The sequence below is a fragment of the Bartonella sp. AP3QHHD genome, from assembly GCF_042195765.1.
Taxonomy (GTDB): domain Bacteria; phylum Pseudomonadota; class Alphaproteobacteria; order Rhizobiales; family Rhizobiaceae; genus Bartonella.
The window spans coordinates 1-18,195 of the sequence record NZ_JBHIPC010000023.1; the positions used below are offsets into that span (position 1 = coordinate 1).

Below are 18,195 nucleotides of genomic sequence, written 5' to 3' on the forward strand. Positions count from 1 at the left end.
ATGCTATCCACTTCATCAAGCGAGACATCATTTTCACGCTTTGATAGGTGATGATCATTTCTTGAAGCATTTCTTTTTCTGATTCTGTAAGCTCTGTGTGTTTTTTGGATTTTTTTCTAACCATGTTTCCACCCACACAAGCGTTCACCTAGAGTATTGTGCTTTAAGATCTCTCTTGCTAAATTGGAACTGATGGCGTTCAGATCTTTCTTGTCTAAATAAATTGGCAACCAGCCAACACAAGAAGAAGCATATTTATTTGTCGCGCAACCAGTGAGAGAGAGCAGCACGCATATCAGCATCACTTTTTTGATTAACTTCACTTTCCACCTCAAGCCGTGTTGTGGCTGCTTTTAAAGCTTTTTCTGTTTGCTTTTGTTGCTCTACTTTTTTCCCAAGAGTAAAAGCTTTTGCTAAGGCAATAAAAAAAGCGGCTAAAGCCGCACCTGTTACCATCAAGTTTCTTTTCATCCATAAGATCATAGGCGGTGCTCCTGAAAGCGTTTAGCAACAAAGAAAATGCCAGTACATGCCGCTAAAACCATAATGGCGGCTAAAGCCCATTGGATTGGTCCATTGCCCGCTAAAAACCCACCAAGACCTGAGAAAGAACCAATAATCGGTGCCAATGCTTCTGCTTTGAGAAACCCTGTTGGTTGTTTCGTTTCTACTGTTTGATAATTAGAAGAAACATAAGCCCCTTTCGCCCATAGCCCTGCCTCTGCTACACGCCGGTGTACGAGACCTTGTAAACGTTTGCCTCCCGCTTTGGTCCATTTCTGCAATTCGGTTGGTACCGCTTCATAATCCCCCCGATTAAGCCTTTTAAGCAATGTAGAGTTTTGGAAAGCTGCAATACCCACATTATAACAAAAGGAAACAAGAGCGCCGAACTGCTCGTCGCTTAAATTCACACAAACTGCTTTTTCTACCGCCCTCTCATATTGCCGCAAATCTGCTAAAAGCATGTTTTCAGCTTTTTTTTCTGTAATCACCATACCCTCAACAACTGTTGGTTGACCGGCTTTTTTCGTATGACCATAACCAATCGTCCATATGCCAGAAGCATCTTGATAAGCCTGCAAGCGCAAACCTTCCCACTTTTTTAAACAGTATAAACAGTCTTTACTTATTTTCCGTGCCATTGTTCAATTCACCTTATAAATATACCTTTATGAGTACTGCTCCATCACCGCCGTCGCCGCCAATTTTGTCGCTTCCGTGTTTCCCATCAAAATATCCACCGCCGCCGCCGCCACATTCTTTACCACCTCTACCACCGTTACCACCTTTGTAACTCTCACCACCCTGCCCCATGATAGAACCCTTACATTTACCGCCGCCGCCGCCGCCGCCGCCAAGAAAAGAACTTCCACCAGTACCAGCTCTCTTGCCGTCTATTCCACTCCCTCCACCATTACCACCAGAAAAAATAAAGCTTTCACCACTGCTGCCCTCCCTGTTTCCTCCTCCATCGCCGCCTTTCCCTCCAAAGTTAACGAGAGTCATGGAAACGGAATATCCTCCTTCTGCTGTAACAAGCCCTTTGATCATTGTTCTACCACCATTGCACAAAATGTTACTGTCATTACCTTTACCACCACGACCAATGTAAGCTGTTTTTAATTTATCTAAATCAGAACCTTTCATTTTAACATGCACACATTGACCGCCGCCGCCGCCGCCATCCTTAACGCCACCACCTCCACCGCCCCAAGCCCATACTTCGATATCGGTGTCAGCAGTAATACCATCAGGCAATGGAATATCTCCGCTTTCTGTCATCAGAATTTCAACAGGTTTTCTAACCCCGCCACCATTGTTTCTACCGCCGCTGCTATTGCTACTATTTGCTTTGATTGAAGCCATCAGTTTGGCTGGTGAGATAAGTGCATCCACTGTTTTTGTGCCATCAATCCAGTCTTGTTTGGCAAGAGGTTGAATGAGATCAACTTTTTTCTGTACACTATGTGCTGTATCTTGCGCTTTATCGGCTGCTGTTTGCGCAATATTTGCCTCAGCTTTTGCACTGTCTCCCGTTTTTTGTGCTGTCTCAGCCGTTTTTTTTGCATCTACTGCATAAGCTTTTGCATCATTTGCTGTTCTTAATGCAATATCTGCAACGTTCTTCGCTTCACTTGCAACATGAATCCCTTGTTGTGCAACATCTTCAACTTTATCAATTTTTGCAATCTGTGCACGTTCTGGAGGAGTTAAGATAAGATGCTTTTTCCCTTCCTTCATATTCTCCATATCAAATACATCTTTTTCTATTTTATCTGGATCATAAACTGATTTTGACATACCAAAAGACTTTGAGCCTACAAAATAACGAATGGTATTTTTGAGATCTACCGGAGATATGGGATAATAAACACCTTCATCTCCCCTCCGCCATTTTTCCATCGTTGGCTGCGTAGAACTCAACCATCGTAGCTTTGATCTTTCCTCTATGGTTAAGATCTTTTTGGTAGGACCCTCGTGCATATTTTCCATAGAAAATGCATTTGCCCCCACATTGTCGGGATCATATGTAGCAGCCTTCATATCGCCAATCCCTAAAGGCGATATTTTTACCCAGCCAGCGCCTGATAAAATCGCATTCTCATGCGCTTCACCACTTGCTTCAATATCGTGAATTGTGACCTTATTTTTGTAAGCAAGAGCTCCAATATCTCTCTTTGCAATAGCATCATCAGCCTTTTTTCCTTGAGCAGCGGTTGCAAAATATTCTACCTCATAAGCTGCTGCACTCCCCACTGAAACAGGTGCAAGAGCCTTACTATCTAAAACACCTTCTTTGACTTCTTCTTTTGTTGCTGGTTCAAGCTTAAATATATGTGTGTGATAGGGTAATGGCATCGCGTTTCATTCCTTAATCAGTTCGTTGTCTTGTTGTGTGAGAGAGAGGACTGCAATTCATCAATCAGTTTTTGCATGATCTCTATGCGTTGATCTGTCGCTTCTTTATATTCTGCCAAAGCGCTTAAAAGATCATGCTGTATGTCGCTTTTGACAAGATCAAGTACCTTATTTAAGGGTGCATGAACCATTCGATTGCTTGCATAAAAAAGGACGCGGATTTGCTCCGCGTCCGCAATATCATCAATAGCAGACGGATTATTGATCATTTGAAAAACTCACGATTTTATGGCATAAACAACCGGTACATTAACAGGGCGTGTTTCTGCCTCGCCCGTTGAAGAAATAGTTACCTTATGCGTGTGCACTCCAGCAGGTTGTGTATCTTTTGTATAATATGAATTACCAAAAGCAGGATTTCTGCCACCTATTTGACCAACTCTTGTAACCATAGAATAATCATGCTTATGCGTATGTTGACCTGCCTCTTCAATGGTACAAGCATGTGTATGAGATTTAATGCTGTCTTTTTGCACCTCTGCGAAGTCTCTATTTTGATCTAAACCGCGCCCATTATCAAAGCCGCGCAAAAACATTCCTCTAAAGTCTGGAACTTTAAAGGTTGTATCGCTGTTTTTTCCCCATTTATCCCCTATCGCCTTGAATAATTGCGGATAATCCTTGCGTTCATAAGTAGCGCCATCACATAAAAGCCAGCCGTTTGGGACTTCTTGCATAGCAAAGGTCGCAATAAAACCACAAGGAAAGGTTTCGACCTTCGGTGGTGGAATGGGGGTAGGGTTTAAAAGATACCAGCCATCAAGACCTTTTGTTGATACGCCATCATTATAGACTATTTCATAAATACCATTTGTTTGTAACTCACCACCTGTTAATGGTACTATCCCTGTGCTGGTGGCTTTATAGAGTGGCTTTGCTCCTATATTATTCATGTTTATTGTTGTCGTACCAATATTTATACCACGCGCCTTAAAGCGGATAATGATATCGTTTTTATATTTCGCTATCGGCGACACCGTCGTCAACGTGATTGATGTTGTTTGTTCCTTTCCATTCACAATAAACTTTGAGTCAAGAGAACCACCATTATCGGCAAGATATTCACGTATACGCTGCATCATGACCCGCGCACTATCATTAACAGAACTAGGCGGCTGCCCTTCTGCCCAATTAATGATACTATCGGAATTCGCATTTTGATCAGCTGTGAGTGACCAGTCATAAATATCAGACATGATAAGCCCCCGTTCTTCTTAATAGCTCTTCGCGCAATTGCTCTTCTTTTTGCCGCCCATAGGAACCAACAGATTGCCGCCTAGAAGGATCAATAAGAGGTGTTAAATCTGTCGGTCCCCCAGTCGATTGTGAGAAACCCGCCATGACTGGTTGCTGTAACATTTGTTGCTGTACCATCTGTGCCTGCTGTTTTTGTCGTTCTCCATTCTCTCTCATTAAATGAAGCAAACCGGAAAAGCCCTTTTTAAGAGCACCTGCATCAATACCTTGTGCTTGCAATGGTGTGGTTTCCATAATCTGTCCTGTTAAATTGTCTCTGCTTTCAGGTGCCATCATTCTGTTTGGGAATGGCGTGTCATATGCCATCAATTGGTTGCCCCCTTGATCACCTTGACCCACTTGATTACCTTGAAGTGTCTTTTGAAGCCTCTCAAACCCACGCAAAGGACCCACCTCGTTTGGTGCTGCTTGTCCATTGCTTTGGTTTTGCTGTATCGTTCTCTTCAAAGCATCTCCCGTTTTATTGTAAAGCCCATAAATATGATTCATAAAATCCCCTGCTGTAGCTTCCATATTGCCACCATTGAGTGTGACTGCCTGTCGACCTAAAAGCTGGCTTGCTGGAATATGTGGATTTTTGATAAGCTTTACTGCCCCTGCTGCTCCTTGTTGGTGTGCGAGGTAAAGCTCTGCCTCTGATGGCTCTCTGCCTAATGCTGTGACTAAATAACGCGTATTATCCTTCGTTAACCGTGCCATAGCATCGGTTGCTTGAAAGGGATCAAACTTGTCATTCAGTTGATAGTGTTTTGCTGTTGAATCGAGAAATTGATACAGCCCCCCTGCACTGCTGTTCTTATTTTTTGCATTTGGATTACCATTACTTTCTATCATAGCAACACGTTCAAGAAAGCTTTCTGGTAAACCATATTTTTGTGCTGCCTGTGAGATAGCACGCTTCACTTTAGGATGAAAATTGATCATTAGTTTATAACCGTTCTATCAACGCTGCTATTCAAAATAATGCCAACAAAATTAATGAATTTCGTATAATTTTCTCGTGTTATTAAGCGTTTCTTTTCTGCTTCATGAAACGTCTTAATTAATTCAATGGCTTTTTCTCTTGCTAACCCAAAATCTCCTTTTTCCCGCGCTGTTATAAGCGCTGCAATATCTCTCTCAGTATCTTTATGGACGCTTGAGAATTTGCGTCCAAATTCTCTTGCGAAATTTTTTACAACTGCCTTGATGAAAGCAATCTTTCCTATACCCATAGTCTGTTGTGCCCCCCTCTCTTCCACTTCACCTATATGGTTTGGCAATCGTGCAAAAAGCTTTGTTCTTTCCACTTCTGGTCGCAACACTTTCATAAGTTGCTTAGCTTTATCTTCACCAAAAATACGCTGTAATTTTTCTTGACCATTTTTTGTGTCAAACAAACTCAAAAGATTGTGGTCAAAATTCTGTGCATTGCCTGCCGCATGTTCTACTTGCGACCGTATACCTTTTTGAAACGCCTCTTTTTCCATCAACCCAAAATCCGAAAGTTGACTGTTGATTGTGTCGAGATTAACGCTCTTCTTCAGCGCTTGCTCTCCCTGCTCGAGGGCATCACCAATAGTACGCTCGTCATAATAAATTTTCCGTGCTTTAACATAATCTGGAGAGGACGTATCCAAAACGTCCAGAATGCGTTGTTTGAACAGAGTCAAATCTCGCGCATATCCTTGTTTTCCTTTGATGCGCGCAGAATTAATTTGATCATCCAAAACCTCTTTCATCTTATGTAAAATTCGCATATTCAGCTTTGGATATCCATTGCTCCCTATAACTGTTGCATCCGCTTCATTTGGCATTTGCGCAATTGCTTTTTTATAGGCTTTTTGGAAGGCAGGAGTTTCTTGCAACCGCGATAAATCTTTACTGACAGCATTAGAAATAGGAGAAGCTTTCGCCCTCTCATAAAATGGTTCAGCCTTTTTCTGTGCTTGTTTGATAATCTCTTGCTTTAAATTAAGCGTATCTACTTTTGGACCCATCACATCTGTCAACGCATTCTTTACCCGCAATGCACTCGCATCTTGCCTTTCATTCAAACGATTACTTATGAGCGAATATGTATCATGGTCTTTTTTTGCTGCCTTAAAAGCTCTTGTAGCAAGCCCATCATGAAGATCAATAATCATTGAATCAGGACCTCGCTGTTTTAATGCCCTTTCAAGTTTATCAACACCTTCATCCCCTAAAGTTTGGCTTACATCCCTAAGCGCTCTATTGCTTACCTGAAATGCTTCTTTTTCTGGCATTAGCGCTGCTTTTGCTGCCATTTCAGCTGGGCTTATAGGTCCTCTCAATGCTGCTTTAAGTGATTTTGTCACAAAAGGTGTCACTTTTGATACACCACTGGCAACAAATGGTGTTGCAACGCCTAGCCCTGCACCAAACCCAGCAGACACTAGAGTATCTGCAAGCCCTTCTCCCTCACCACTGCCTGCTATTCCACCATAAATGGCTCCAGTTTTTGCTGCACGCCCCAAGCTAAATTTTGCCGCCTCTTTACTTGCTACTGCTTTCATTGCTGCTTCACCTGCAGCTTTTGCCGCTGCCCGTTCCGCACCCTCTGCTAAAGCAGATTGCACCGCCCTTTCTCCTGCTGCTAAAGCTTTACTGGTTATTTGTGCTCCTGCAACACCAGCTCTACCTCCCAGCACAACATCAGCCCCAATTGCCGCACGAGCAGCCGCAGTAGCACCTGCCGCGGGTGGAAAGAGAGCAGAAGCAATTACGGGTGCCGCAGCACCCGCTAAATTCCCCGCAAGAGATAGATAAAACTGATCTCGGTTCGCCGCTCTTTGATAGTCACGCCATCGCTTTGTTACTTCATTATATTTTTTGACTGCCTCTTTATCTCCCGTCCAATAAGCAATAGGACCCGCCTCTAATATTCCGGCTAATTCATCATCATAGCCTAGGGTTAACCCGTGAAGAGCTCCCCATCCAAAAGCACCCGCAGCACTTGGATGTGGACCATCTTCTTCTGTTTCCTCTGTTGCACCTTTATTTCCTGTAACAGAACCCCTTAACCTTTCCTTATTTTTTGAAAAAAGCTCTTGAAGCTGTTCTGGTGTATAGTCACTTATATGCCCAATGACTCTTGTGTTTTTACGATTAATAAGAGGGGGGATTACTTCAGCCATTGGTTTGTTTCTCCTTAATGCGTCCATCTCTATCAACGAACAACATGCCTTCCGGCAATGCTTCTATCTGTTTTTCTAGTGGATCATTTGACTGTGCATGATTTCCCTTATAAGCATCTTGCCCATAGGCGGCTCGAACGAGCTCGTTTGTTGCTTCTGCACCACCAAAAAGAATTGCGCGCGTTGCTGCATTGGATTTATTGAAAGTGTCAATAACTGTTTTTAAAGATTTCTTCATTTGCTCTGCAGAAAGATCTTGATACAACGCCGCTACAGAGTTTTGCAATGCTTGCAATTCCATATTAGACAAATTCCCAAAGCCAGATGCGCCATTTGGTGAAAATGCTTTTGCTTTTCTCAAGGCATCAAGCCCGATACTTGCCTTCAATGAATCGAGCATATGCCCAAAATCTTTTGCCTTAGAATTAGGAAGGATCGACATTATAGGACCAGTGAAACCAACAACATGCGGGTGTTCCTCAATAGTTTTTAGCAATTCTTTAGATGCTGAGAGTATACGATTTGACCTGTCTGCTGTTTCCAGAATTCGCATTTGCATTTGTTGGTTTTTACGCTCCTCCTCCTTCTGTTCTTGAATTAATTTATGTTCTGAACCACTGCCTGCAATTGGCACCGCACGTATGCCACCAAGTGCATTTTCATCCTTAACATACATATAACCTGATTCAGGCTTTGACAGCATGCCATCGGTATTCCCCCCTAATCCAGAAGTAGTGGAACGCTGTCCTCCTTGGACAGGTATAATTTTCCCTGTGCTTGTTGAGACTTGGAAAGTCATATCCTCAGGCAATCCCTGCTCTGCCTTTTCTTCTGATGTCAATGTTCTATAGCCTTCTTGAGGGCTTAACGTGTTGCCTATGATTTTCATGGCAAGATCTGGATATTGCGTGAGTGCTTGCGCATCTTCATCGCTATACCCTTTAGAGCGTAAAAATTGCAAAGTTTGTTTATGTTGTGCGCGTTCCTTGTTGCCCTGCCGCATAAGGATAGATGCATTTGAAAAACTTTCTTGTGGTGTCTTTCCTAACGCAAGCCCTGCAAAAAAATCCATTAAATGCTCGGAAAATTCTGATTTTCTAAAACGCTCCCATAAGCTACTTGGATTTGCTCCTGTCTGAACAAAGTTATCAAGTGACTTGATATAATCTGTTTTTTGTTCAAGATCACCACTTGCTTTTAAATGCTCCTCTTCTGGTAAGTGTGCATTCAAATGTTTTTCTTCTCCTATAGGTGCATCAAAAAGCTTTTCCTCATCATTTCCAGAATCGTTTTTCAAAGAGTTTTCCGCTATAGATTTCTCATTAAGTTGAGCAATATAATCCATCACATCTTTTTGCTGTCGCCCAGCTTCATCCCCACTAGACTGATCAATGTTCGCAACAAGTGGAGATTGAGGAATCATTGATGCAACACCTCCCTGATCTGAGAAGTCATACTTTTGTTGCTCTGGCGCCTCTTGTATCTTAACAGTATCCTTTGAAGCATCCGGTAATGGAGGCATTTGGCGCTTTAAATCATCCGTAGACATAATCAATTCTGCTGGCGTTTTTTTCCCAACTTCTCCTCCTCCTGTTTGAGCACCGCGAATAAGCTCTGTAGGACTCAATTTTTGTGGAGTATTATCCCCATTGCTCGCATCAAAAGGGTTTGTGCTAAAAGCAACACGTTCTAAAAAACTTGGCTTGTATCGCCCTTCCAACGGCGTGTTTGAAGGCGTGGAATGTTTTTGAAAAAAATATTTAGGTAACTGAAAAAGACCCTGATGTATTAAAGGACGCAAAACTTTTGGATTCATAAATAGTGATAAAGTATTAAAGCTGTTTTGTTCCATCACTGCACCCTTTCCATTTCAAATCCAAGCTTGCTATAATCCACATGCAAAAAACCTGTCGCCTTATGCAAAAAAACAGCTTTAGGATTTGTCTTCAAAACATCCTGCGCCATCACCCCGCGATAGCGCTCTGGATAACCTTTGTAGTTGTATTCATAGAGTGTATAGCCATTTCTCTGCCCAGCCTCTCTGATGTTTTCTTTTGCTCTGATGTCACTAAGCCCAGCAAAAGTACCAAGGATAGTTCCAACATTTCCAACAATCTCCCATGGATTAGGTTTTGGCTGTGGAGTCAATGTCGTCATTTGTCCTGTTCGCGTTCCATAATTTCCAGCAACAGCCCCACCAGCTGCAAGCAACTTACTTAACTGGTCCCAATCAAGATTGTTCTGCTGCTCCCATTTTTGCCGCTCTTCATCTAATTGCCGTTGATGATTGGCATCAAGTACACTCCCTCCCGTCAACGCATTAAGATTTGCCTGACCTTGACCTTGAAAGAAGTTATTGGCGCCCGCCAACTGATTTTGGTTTGCTTGGTCAATCATTCCATTAGCTTGCATCATATTGTTGACGTCTTGGTTATATTGCTGTGAGAGAGCTTGAGTTGCTATGCCCCCCAATTCATCAGCCAAAACCCCAGTATGCGCCCCAGAACCATAACGCCCAGCACCTGCCAATGAACTATTAATAGAGCTTGTTGCCTTATTTAATGTGTTTTGAAGCGCTTCATCAAAGTAAGGGTTATTGCCTATTTGTTGCCCTGAAGCCATGTTCTTTAAGTTTTGGCTTGTTGAATTTTGCCCTGTGGCTAATCCATTTAAAGTGTTGTTATCATAGTTATGCGTATTATTGCTAAGCCCATTAATCGCATTCTTTGTTTGATCACTTAAACCCGCAACACGCTGCCCGTCATAAACGGCTTTTCCGCTGCCTTGGTTATAAAAAGTCATGGCATCTTGAGCTGCGTGTTCAAAAATACCTTTTGCCCATGCAGGGGGTTCATTTGTTTGCGTCGTGTTTTGGGTATTCTGGATTGGTTTAGAACTTTTTCCCATATTAAAGCTGCTTTCTATATTCTAAAAGATTAACGAAATATCCATGCGATTTAAGAGATTTTTCCCACCCTCGCCTGCCTATGATGACAAGCTCTTTTGCCCCTTTTTCCTTGTAATAAGCTTCAATCTGAGTGATAAGCTTTGTTAAGGGTGCTCCTCCCTTTCCACCAAGCGTGACAACAACCGCCCTTAATGCTCCAGTGACGAGTTCTTGTAACTGTGTTGTGACATGCGCCATAAAGTTTTCATGCGCATCAACGATAATCCAAAGAACTTTTTCTCCCTTCAAAATATCGTTTAAAATGGTTTCTGTATTATAATCATCAGGGAATTTTTGATTAAAATAAGCTATCGATTTTATGACATTGTCAAAATAGGGCGCCATTTGTTCAGCGCTCCATTTTTCTGTATTATAGATCTTAAAACTCATCTTATGCCCGCGGGTTTGAGCGTTACATCAAAGCCTGTTATATGTGTCCATGGCGTGCCTTCTGGTATTCTCAGACGCAAGGCGTGATAACGCGCCCGTGAGCGGATATTATACATCCCAATATTATAGCCGGCATAACGCTCTTTAGCCCAATTTAATTGGTTCTTGTTATCAATGATAAAAGCCGCCCCAACACTTAAAAAACCTTTTGTTGTATCCGCTTGAACAAAAGCCTCACTCATCAGGTTGATTTGCCTGCCCGTATCCCCCACAATTTGTGAAGCAATAACTGCTTCCATCGGAGGACCCGCAAAAAAACCAAATGTGTTGTCTGGCGTAAAAGCTCCTAAAACAGGCGCACCATTTTGCCACATCTTACTATCAAGAGAAGCTGGTAAATCTTTCAAGCTCTCTTGTACTTCGTCTAAGCCTTCTAATGTATAACCGGCTGCAAAAAGGGGAAATAAGAGAAGGTTTTGCCCCTTAATGACACTCCATATTTGCAAAAGCCAATCATAAACATAAATATGCATCCCTTCAGTGTTATCATTAATAGAAAAATAAACACGAGAATAGACCGGATCAATACATGCCCTCATCTCATCAATGGCAAAGTTATTGTAAAGTGTGAAGATAGTTTTATCGACTTTTCCAAAGCCAATAGGGAGCATTTCACCAGCACTGTTGATTTGATAAAAACCATCATCAGAGACAAAAAAAGTACAGTCTCCACGGCTTGCAATTGCTGTGCTGCTTTTAGCTCCTATTTTGTCTTTTATTTTTGCAAAACTGAAGATAATTTTAGAGCCTGGTACAAAGGTTGCGTGATAAATGGCGGAGCGCATAAAAATAAGTGGATTTGTTGATTCCGTAGACCCTTGAACATATTCTCCATCGGGAAAATCTTGATAATCGCAACTTTTCTCCCCAACTGTCCAATGTGTCGCATCATTCAAACCGGACCACTGAACACGGTTTGGCTTATCTGTTAATTGCATCAGGCAAACAAAATCACCCCACACACGCACAAGTCCAGCACGCGGGGGATTACCGCTCAAATCACAAAACCTTTCATCCGTTTTTAACGAAAGCATTTGTGGTGGGTCATTGCTATTAACAGCAATGATATGATCACCAAAGGAGGCAAAAGACCAAAGTGCAGTCTCATTGGCGTGATATTGTGTGTGAGGTTTGCTAATGTCTTTCCAGCCGCGCGTGCTGTTGTCATATTCATAAAGTTTTGTTGGTGCACCCACAATGATGCGCACACCACCCAATGAGCGCACAGCATAGACCCCCAAAATCACATCCGGAAAAAAATCTGAGACCGGCGCCACAATGGGAAACGGAATATACGAATTTGGTGCAGGTAAAACGTTCACAATCTCACTAGAATAACCACTATTAATAAATGCAACATCTGGTCTATACTCAGCAATAGGAATAAAGGTCATCAGAAATCCGTGTGTTGAATTTTTAACAAATTCTTGCGCCGTGATGTTTCAATTTGAAGCGCATCGAGCTGCTCTTGAAACATGGCAAAAGCTGCCGCTGCCATCTGTGGTTCTTTAATAATATTGGTATAAATTTCATATTTTGCACGCGTTTTGATCAGTTCATAGGCTTCTAAAAACCATATGGACGCTTCTTGTGCACTCTCAATATCTTTTATTCTTACAGGGTCAAGAATAAGCCTGATAGAATAAACGCGCTCTGGTGTTGGATACAAGACAAGCTTTTGTTCAAAATAAGCATAGCGTGTAGGCATGCCATGGCTACAATCATCCTCAAGATTCTCAATAACAAGAGGATCTACCTGCAAAAGCTTTGCTTTTCTGTGATTATCTTCATAAACGTAAGCATCAACAATGCGAACAGCCCCTGTTATAGAGGGATGTGCCTCGGCGCCATAACGGCTTTTGCCCTTTAGAGTGGTAAAAACAACTTCGCGGCTTTCATTGAAATAAAAAGGCAATCGTTCACAAAAGCGAATAGCCGAAAATATCGCCCTTTGCACTTGATCAACATACTCATCTGTTTGATCATCTATTTCATCCTGAATATCGTTTAACATCTGGATAAAATTTTTATCCCAAGGAGTAATGGTCTGTTTGTCTCCAATCGGACCACCTGTCTGTACTATTATTGTCATATCACCCTCTTCCAAATGTCTTGGGGCATCTTGTATAGGAGGGGGACGCAAGCAATAAACGCCCCCTTGCCTTTAACGATTAGTGTAAAACTCAACAATCACCTCAGCATCACCTTTGGTGCTTTGCTTGTCTCGTGTCATGTAAATCGTATTTTCAGCCTCTAGCGGAACATCTCGTTCCTCCATAGGTAGGGGCACATTGCCGGTGTAAGATTGCAAAAGCTTTGTTTCTCCATAATCATTGCCATTAGGTTCTTTTCCAAATATAACTTTTACATCTTCAAAATCCGCCATGGTATAAACTTGAATTCTTTTTATCAAAGCCCCACGGGGTAGAACACCAATTTTCGTTATCAGCCCTTGGTCTGTACATTTAACACGCGCCCGTAAAAAACTAACCTGCTGCGTAGAGTTGTTACGTCCCTGCAAAACAGGTGGCAATCCCTCATCTGTCATCTCAACAGTTTCAACAGTCTCAACGGTCTCAACAGGTTCCTGTGTAATTAGCGATTTTTCTGCCATAATTGTCATCCTTTAATAATTAGCTTGCTTCAGCAAAAGAAGGGATGACAATGGTACCAAAATCCTGTCCCCCTTGATCAGAATGAGGCAAGGTGTAGCGTGATTTTTTCATGCCGATAATGGTTTTAGCTGCAACCCCAAATTCACGTTGATAATCAAACAGTTCTTCAACAAGTTTATAGCGTGTTCCCCCTTTCCCATCGCCTCCTGTTGCTCCATTGCCAACGCGCCCATAAGCCATGATAACACTTTGCGCACCAAGCAAAATAGCACGACGAACAGAGGGAACAGGCTCTTGTGTCTTTGAATTGATACCATTGGGGACATGTTCAGCTTCACGCAAAATGACACCGTTATACATCCCTAAAGAACCATTAAAAATTGGGTTCTTAGCTCCAGAGCCATCATAAGCTGCCTTGGTAATGTCTAACCATTGACCACTCTGGGTATTGGTACGCAATTGGGTCACCTGTGTTGGGTGGAGATACATCACATATGCCGATTTTCCATCAACACGAACAGGGCGCAAACGTGGATTAGCAAGTTTAGCGCGTTCAACAGCCCGATCTATAAGATCTAATGTAAAAACATCGTCTTTTGTAAGTTCTTCATCAGTCTTTTTCTTAGCTGGGCGAATAATACGCAGTTTGCTTGGCTCTAATGGAGCATTAAAACCATAATGTACGGGTTTAAGGGTTATGCTGCGTCCTTCGAAGTGAATCCATGGTGCTGTATAACCTGCTGCCTGAATGAAGAACATCAAACTTAAGCGATCTGCATACCAATCAACAAGCCCATCTTTTGCTTCCTTACGCAAATTAAAGGGAACACGTTGTTGATCAATAGAGCCTTCATATTTGATGCGCACAGCATGAGTAAGCTCGTTGATGCGCACCTTTTCATTCATAAATTGGAGGGCTTCTTCATTGCCTTCCAGCGTTTGTCCCTCGCTAACGCCATCCCCCATAAGTTGGACTCTTAATCCGCTCGTCACAGAGTCACCAGCGGATTTTCCTAGCACATCCAACACTTGGATAATGCTGTTTTTGCTCTCCCCCATCAGCGGTGCAATAGGCAACGCTTTTGAGGTCTCTGTGTTTAGCATCTTAGCCCAAACGCCAACGGCTAATGGGTCATTGAGCTTTACTTCTGTTACTGCCATTTCAATTAATGCCTTTCTTGGTTTTTAAAACTCGCCTTGCGGCACCCCCAAACGATAACAATCACTTGGTTCTCTCTGTCGCGCCATTGCGCACATCTTCATGCTCTGCTCATAATTTGTTCAAATTTTTTGGGATTTTTCTCAACCCATGCTGCAAATTCTGCTTCCGGCATGGAAAAAAGCGTTCTCACATCCATACCGCCTGTTGGAACTTGCCCGCCGCGCGCTGTAAGCGTCCGCGCTGCTTGAGAGCGCTCTTGAAGGGCTTCCACTTCGTCCTTAACTGGCGCTCCACTATAGCCAAAAGCTTTCGCTTTTTGCACCAGCACCTCAATTGGGTTTATACCAGCTTTCTGACACTGCTGGCATATTTGGCGCAATTCAGCACCAATTTGTTGTTGCCGTGCCTCTGGGTCTTTCCATTGCGGATAAAGGCTTGCTTGCGCTTGTAAGACACTGTCTGCTCTTTCATAGAGATAGTCCGTGATACTGTCTAAATCTGGATATTTATCTTGTACTTGCGCTTTGGCTTCCTCGAAATAATCCCCCAACTTTTGGCGTTCATATTCCTCTTGACTCATGCGCTCTTGGCTCTCTCTCATATGAGAAAACTCATCAAGCAATTTCTGTTGTTCTTGTACCTTATGACTAAGCCATGCAAAATGTGCTTTTGGGTCGTCTTCTAGGGAGGGAATATTTTCCTCACGGCGGCGCGTGATTTCTTCCTGCATTGCGGCATATTTTTGCGCAAGTTCAATAGCCAATTCACGCGCTTCAATGGCGCTTTGTTCTGCCTTTTGGCGTGCTTGCCGCTCTTGCTCTAGTTTATCAGATTCTATTACATCAGAATTTGGCTGCTCTTGAAGTGGTTCTACAGCTGGCTGTTCAGAACTTTCCTCTGCATCAAAAACTTCCTCAACTTGTTCTGGCTCGACCAACTCAACAGCATTATCACTGGCAAAATGTTCATCATAGATTGCTTGTTCTTCTGGCGTAAACTCTTCTTCCATATTCTGTCCCTTCAATGTGCTATTATATTTTTTGTCAAAACTCGATAGTGTTCCAACTGTGTCTGTAAAGCTTTGCGTTCTAAATCACGCTGCGCTATCTCATTTTTTGCCTGTTGAAGTTCGAGCTGCATGCGCGCTTGTTCTTGTTTCAAGAAAAGTTCGATATTTTTCTGCTGCAATGCCGCTTGTTTCTGCTGCGCATCAAGTTGATAGAGTGTGCTCTTTGCTTGCGCTTCTTGCTGTAAAACAGCAATCTTTGCTTGTTGCTCTGGAGTTAATTGCGCCCCTTGGCTTTGTTGCATCATCTGCTGTTGCTGTTGTTCTTGTTGTGCCTGCTGTGCTTTTGCCGTTAAATTTGCTACCAATGTTGCCGGTAGTGGGGAAAGCTTTAAAAGATCTGGAATCATCTCCGGTGTTAAGAACCCACCAAGCAACGGCAACATCTGCGTAATTGCCGCAAAAGTTTTCTCTTTTTCATTGGGGCTTGTCGGTGAATCATCAACAATAATGTCATACTCAAGCGTCGTAACAGCTTCACGCGTCAACGGCACATATTGGGCATTCTCTTGTCCAGAAATACGTACCAGACGCCCATCAGAGAGATAATTCTGAATGAGATAAAGGATAATCTTTCCCTGCCTACACCGATAAAGCTTGAGATTATCAAACAGCCCCGCAAGCAAATTAAGCGTTGATTGCCGGCGTGTATTTTCCAGCACATTGGCTTGGTTGACCTCCCGTGTTCCAATAAACTCGGCCGATAACCCTGTTACATGCGTTATCGCTTCACGCGATTCATTAAACAGCTGGAAAAATCCATTGGGAAATTGTGCACTTGGCTTTGGTTGAATTTTCCCTCCTGTAAGCGCACCATTTTTAACCCAAGTAATCGTATCCGTTCGCGCCCAGCTTTCCATGGCTGGGCGATCATCATCGAAAGCGCCTCGTTCTGCCATCAAGCCGCCCTTAGACTGGCTATTAAGGATATACATCACTTGGCTAAAATATTTATTCGACCATTTTTGTGGGTCTTTTGCGGGGCGAACAATCCCGTAAAACTGGTTTTTAAGCTTATCCAGCGTGCCCGTGATACACTCCCACCCAAGTTGCCCATCAGGTGCTAATGGCTTATCGGGCTTTGCTAAAAGACGTCGTCCCAGAAAAGCGCGTCTCACCACTTTTTTATTAAAACACACCCCTTGTAATTGTGGCATTACCCTTTGAAGCTGTTCAAACTCCTGTTTGCTATAGTTGCGCATCTGTCCGGTTTGAAGATCAGGCGCCTTGTAAGTGGTCTCATATTCAAACCAACGGCATTCAACCAGCGTAACATAGCGTTTCCCAGAATACGGATCTGAGAGAGAAGTCGCATTGGAGTCATCTTGATACGCATCAAGCGACACATGAGAATCCTCAGAAGCGGTTGTACTATCGATAGCCCAATCGGCGTTAAGATCTTCAACAGCAACATCAGGAAAAAGACTTTTCGCATCCTCAACGGATTTGCGATCAACATACCACATACGCTGTGCGTCAATGAGATTTGGTCTTACAGCATTGGCATCCCAAACCATTTTTAAGGGATCTAAACGTTGAACAGCAGGTATCCCTTCGGGATCTGTATCATAATCAAGCCGCGTATCTGTCCAGCCCATACCGCAAATAACCATATCCTGAAAAGCATCGGAATCGGCATATTCCGCCTCTGCCTCATCACGAAACCATTCTGCTGCTCCAGTAAGCAATTCATTGGGTATTGCCGCTCCCATTTGCCGTGGTTGAAACTGTACTTCGCGCTTATTATTACGCTCCGCCCCAACAATAGCATTCACAAGGGGTGCAATGCGGTTAAAAGTCATGACAGGACGGCGTTGCTCTTTTAAAACCGCAAGATCTTCCTCTGCCCATTGACGACCATTATAAAAATCAAAATCTTCACGCGCCTGTTCACGCCATTCATTAACATGTTCAATATCTTCTGCGTACCAAGACTTTAAACGCTTATAGAGTTCATATTCATCGAGGATTGTCGTTTTTTGAAAGTCTTGATCTAGAATGCCATCCATGATGCCGCTTCTCTTTCCATAGTGCAATAACGCTCTTGCTTGGGTTTGACACTGGGTGCTTCATAGACAATGCACATTAAACCAAAGGCATCCGCCCCATGGCTCGACCAATCATGCTCTGCACCCAAACCAATGCCGCGCTTCTCATCCCATTTCTCATGATACCAATTCAGTGCTTTGCGCCCTGCTACCGTCATCTCTTCATTAAACCAAACAGACGGCAAAATACGCCGCACCGCCTCTATACGCATCTTAACCGCCCCTGCCCCTTGATTAGGGATCACTTGCGTTTCAAAACCCGCATCATTTAAAGCACTCTCAAAACTCACATTGTGCACACGGTCTCTGGTCGCACCATCATGGGGCAAAACCATCAATGCTTTCTCATAGCCATTTTGACGCAACCAGCCTATATGCTCCGATAACGGTTGCCCCTGTGCTTCATAATAATTAAGCACTCTGATCTCTCTACCAACAAATTGCGCTATCCATATCGCCGTGGCATCTGCCTTAGCGCCTGTCCCCCCAATATCCCAAAAGGCGCGTATTTGCATTAAAGGATCACGCGCAACGCGCCCTATCCGCCCCTCTTGCTCGGCTGCCAACATTTCCTTTTGATAATAAGCGCCT

General features: G+C 43.1%; 17 protein-coding genes and 1 pseudogene. All 18 read right to left on the reverse strand.

Annotation, left to right across the window (positions count from 1 at the left end; translation table 11 throughout):
* Positions 1 to 116: 116 nt before the first annotated feature.
* A complete protein-coding gene (locus ACFIL7_RS01355; protein ID WP_375633750.1) occupies positions 117 to 323 on the reverse strand; it encodes a hypothetical protein in 207 nt (68 codons plus the stop codon).
* Positions 256 to 483 carry a hypothetical protein gene (locus ACFIL7_RS01360; protein ID WP_375612620.1) on the reverse strand — a complete coding sequence of 76 codons (228 nt, stop codon included), beginning with the start codon at positions 481 to 483 and terminating at the stop codon, positions 256 to 258. The genes ACFIL7_RS01355 and ACFIL7_RS01360 overlap by 68 nt, the downstream gene beginning before the upstream one ends.
* Complete coding sequence (locus ACFIL7_RS01365) at positions 480 to 1,145, reverse strand: lysozyme (RefSeq protein WP_375612619.1); 666 nt, start codon at positions 1,143 to 1,145, stop codon at positions 480 to 482. The genes ACFIL7_RS01360 and ACFIL7_RS01365 overlap by 4 nt, the downstream gene beginning before the upstream one ends.
* Positions 1,146 to 1,158: 13 nt before the next feature.
* Entirely contained in the window at positions 1,159 to 2,862 is a 1,704-nt protein-coding gene (locus tag ACFIL7_RS01370; protein ID WP_375634830.1) for a hypothetical protein, read from the reverse strand.
* Between the two features lie 17 nt (positions 2,863 to 2,879).
* On the reverse strand, positions 2,880 to 3,131 hold the full coding sequence (locus ACFIL7_RS01375) for a hypothetical protein (protein ID WP_375610781.1): 252 nt from the start codon (positions 3,129 to 3,131) through the stop codon (positions 2,880 to 2,882).
* Positions 3,132 to 3,140: 9 nt separating this feature from the next.
* Entirely contained in the window at positions 3,141 to 4,118 is a 978-nt protein-coding gene (locus ACFIL7_RS01380; RefSeq protein WP_375633752.1) for a tail fiber protein, read from the reverse strand.
* The gene (locus tag ACFIL7_RS01385; protein WP_375633753.1) at positions 4,111 to 5,103 is read right to left on the reverse strand and encodes a transglycosylase SLT domain-containing protein; all 993 of its coding nucleotides are present in this window, start codon (positions 5,101 to 5,103) and stop codon (positions 4,111 to 4,113) included. Before ACFIL7_RS01385 ends, ACFIL7_RS01380 begins: the two co-directional genes overlap by 8 nt.
* Positions 5,103 to 7,316 carry a hypothetical protein gene (locus tag ACFIL7_RS01390; protein WP_375683262.1) on the reverse strand — a complete coding sequence of 738 codons (2,214 nt, stop codon included), beginning with the start codon at positions 7,314 to 7,316 and terminating at the stop codon, positions 5,103 to 5,105. Before ACFIL7_RS01390 ends, ACFIL7_RS01385 begins: the two co-directional genes overlap by 1 nt.
* Positions 7,309 to 9,168, reverse strand: a complete 1,860-nt coding sequence (locus tag ACFIL7_RS01395) for a hypothetical protein (protein WP_375633755.1) — start codon at positions 9,166 to 9,168, stop codon at positions 7,309 to 7,311. The genes ACFIL7_RS01390 and ACFIL7_RS01395 overlap by 8 nt, the downstream gene beginning before the upstream one ends.
* Entirely contained in the window at positions 9,168 to 10,223 is a 1,056-nt protein-coding gene (locus ACFIL7_RS01400; protein WP_375633756.1) for a tail fiber domain-containing protein, read from the reverse strand. The genes ACFIL7_RS01395 and ACFIL7_RS01400 overlap by 1 nt, the downstream gene beginning before the upstream one ends.
* Before the next feature lies 1 nt (position 10,224).
* On the reverse strand, positions 10,225 to 10,608 hold the full coding sequence (locus ACFIL7_RS01405; protein WP_375633757.1) for a hypothetical protein: 384 nt from the start codon (positions 10,606 to 10,608) through the stop codon (positions 10,225 to 10,227).
* A gap of 41 nt (positions 10,609 to 10,649) precedes the next feature.
* A complete protein-coding gene (locus ACFIL7_RS01410; RefSeq protein WP_375633758.1) occupies positions 10,650 to 12,107 on the reverse strand; it encodes a hypothetical protein in 1,458 nt (485 codons plus the stop codon).
* Entirely contained in the window at positions 12,107 to 12,805 is a 699-nt protein-coding gene (locus tag ACFIL7_RS01415; RefSeq protein ID WP_375633759.1) for a hypothetical protein, read from the reverse strand. The genes ACFIL7_RS01410 and ACFIL7_RS01415 overlap by 1 nt, the downstream gene beginning before the upstream one ends.
* A 72-nt stretch (positions 12,806 to 12,877) precedes the next feature.
* Complete coding sequence (locus ACFIL7_RS01420; protein ID WP_375633760.1) at positions 12,878 to 13,327, reverse strand: hypothetical protein; 450 nt, start codon at positions 13,325 to 13,327, stop codon at positions 12,878 to 12,880.
* 19 nt (positions 13,328 to 13,346) lie between these two features.
* A complete protein-coding gene (locus tag ACFIL7_RS01425) occupies positions 13,347 to 14,489 on the reverse strand; it encodes a N4-gp56 family major capsid protein (protein WP_375633761.1) in 1,143 nt (380 codons plus the stop codon).
* 98 nt (positions 14,490 to 14,587) lie between these two features.
* Positions 14,588 to 15,499 (reverse strand): hypothetical protein, encoded by a 912-nt coding sequence (locus ACFIL7_RS01430; RefSeq protein WP_375633762.1) that lies wholly within the window; start codon positions 15,497 to 15,499, stop codon positions 14,588 to 14,590.
* An 11-nt stretch (positions 15,500 to 15,510) separates the two neighbouring features.
* Positions 15,511 to 17,565, reverse strand: a complete 2,055-nt coding sequence (locus ACFIL7_RS01435) for a portal protein (protein WP_375683263.1) — start codon at positions 17,563 to 17,565, stop codon at positions 15,511 to 15,513.
* Positions 17,550 to 18,195 (reverse strand): annotated as a pseudogene (locus ACFIL7_RS01440) (PBSX family phage terminase large subunit); the annotation flags it as partial. The gene ACFIL7_RS01435 and the pseudogene ACFIL7_RS01440, both read right to left, overlap by 16 nt.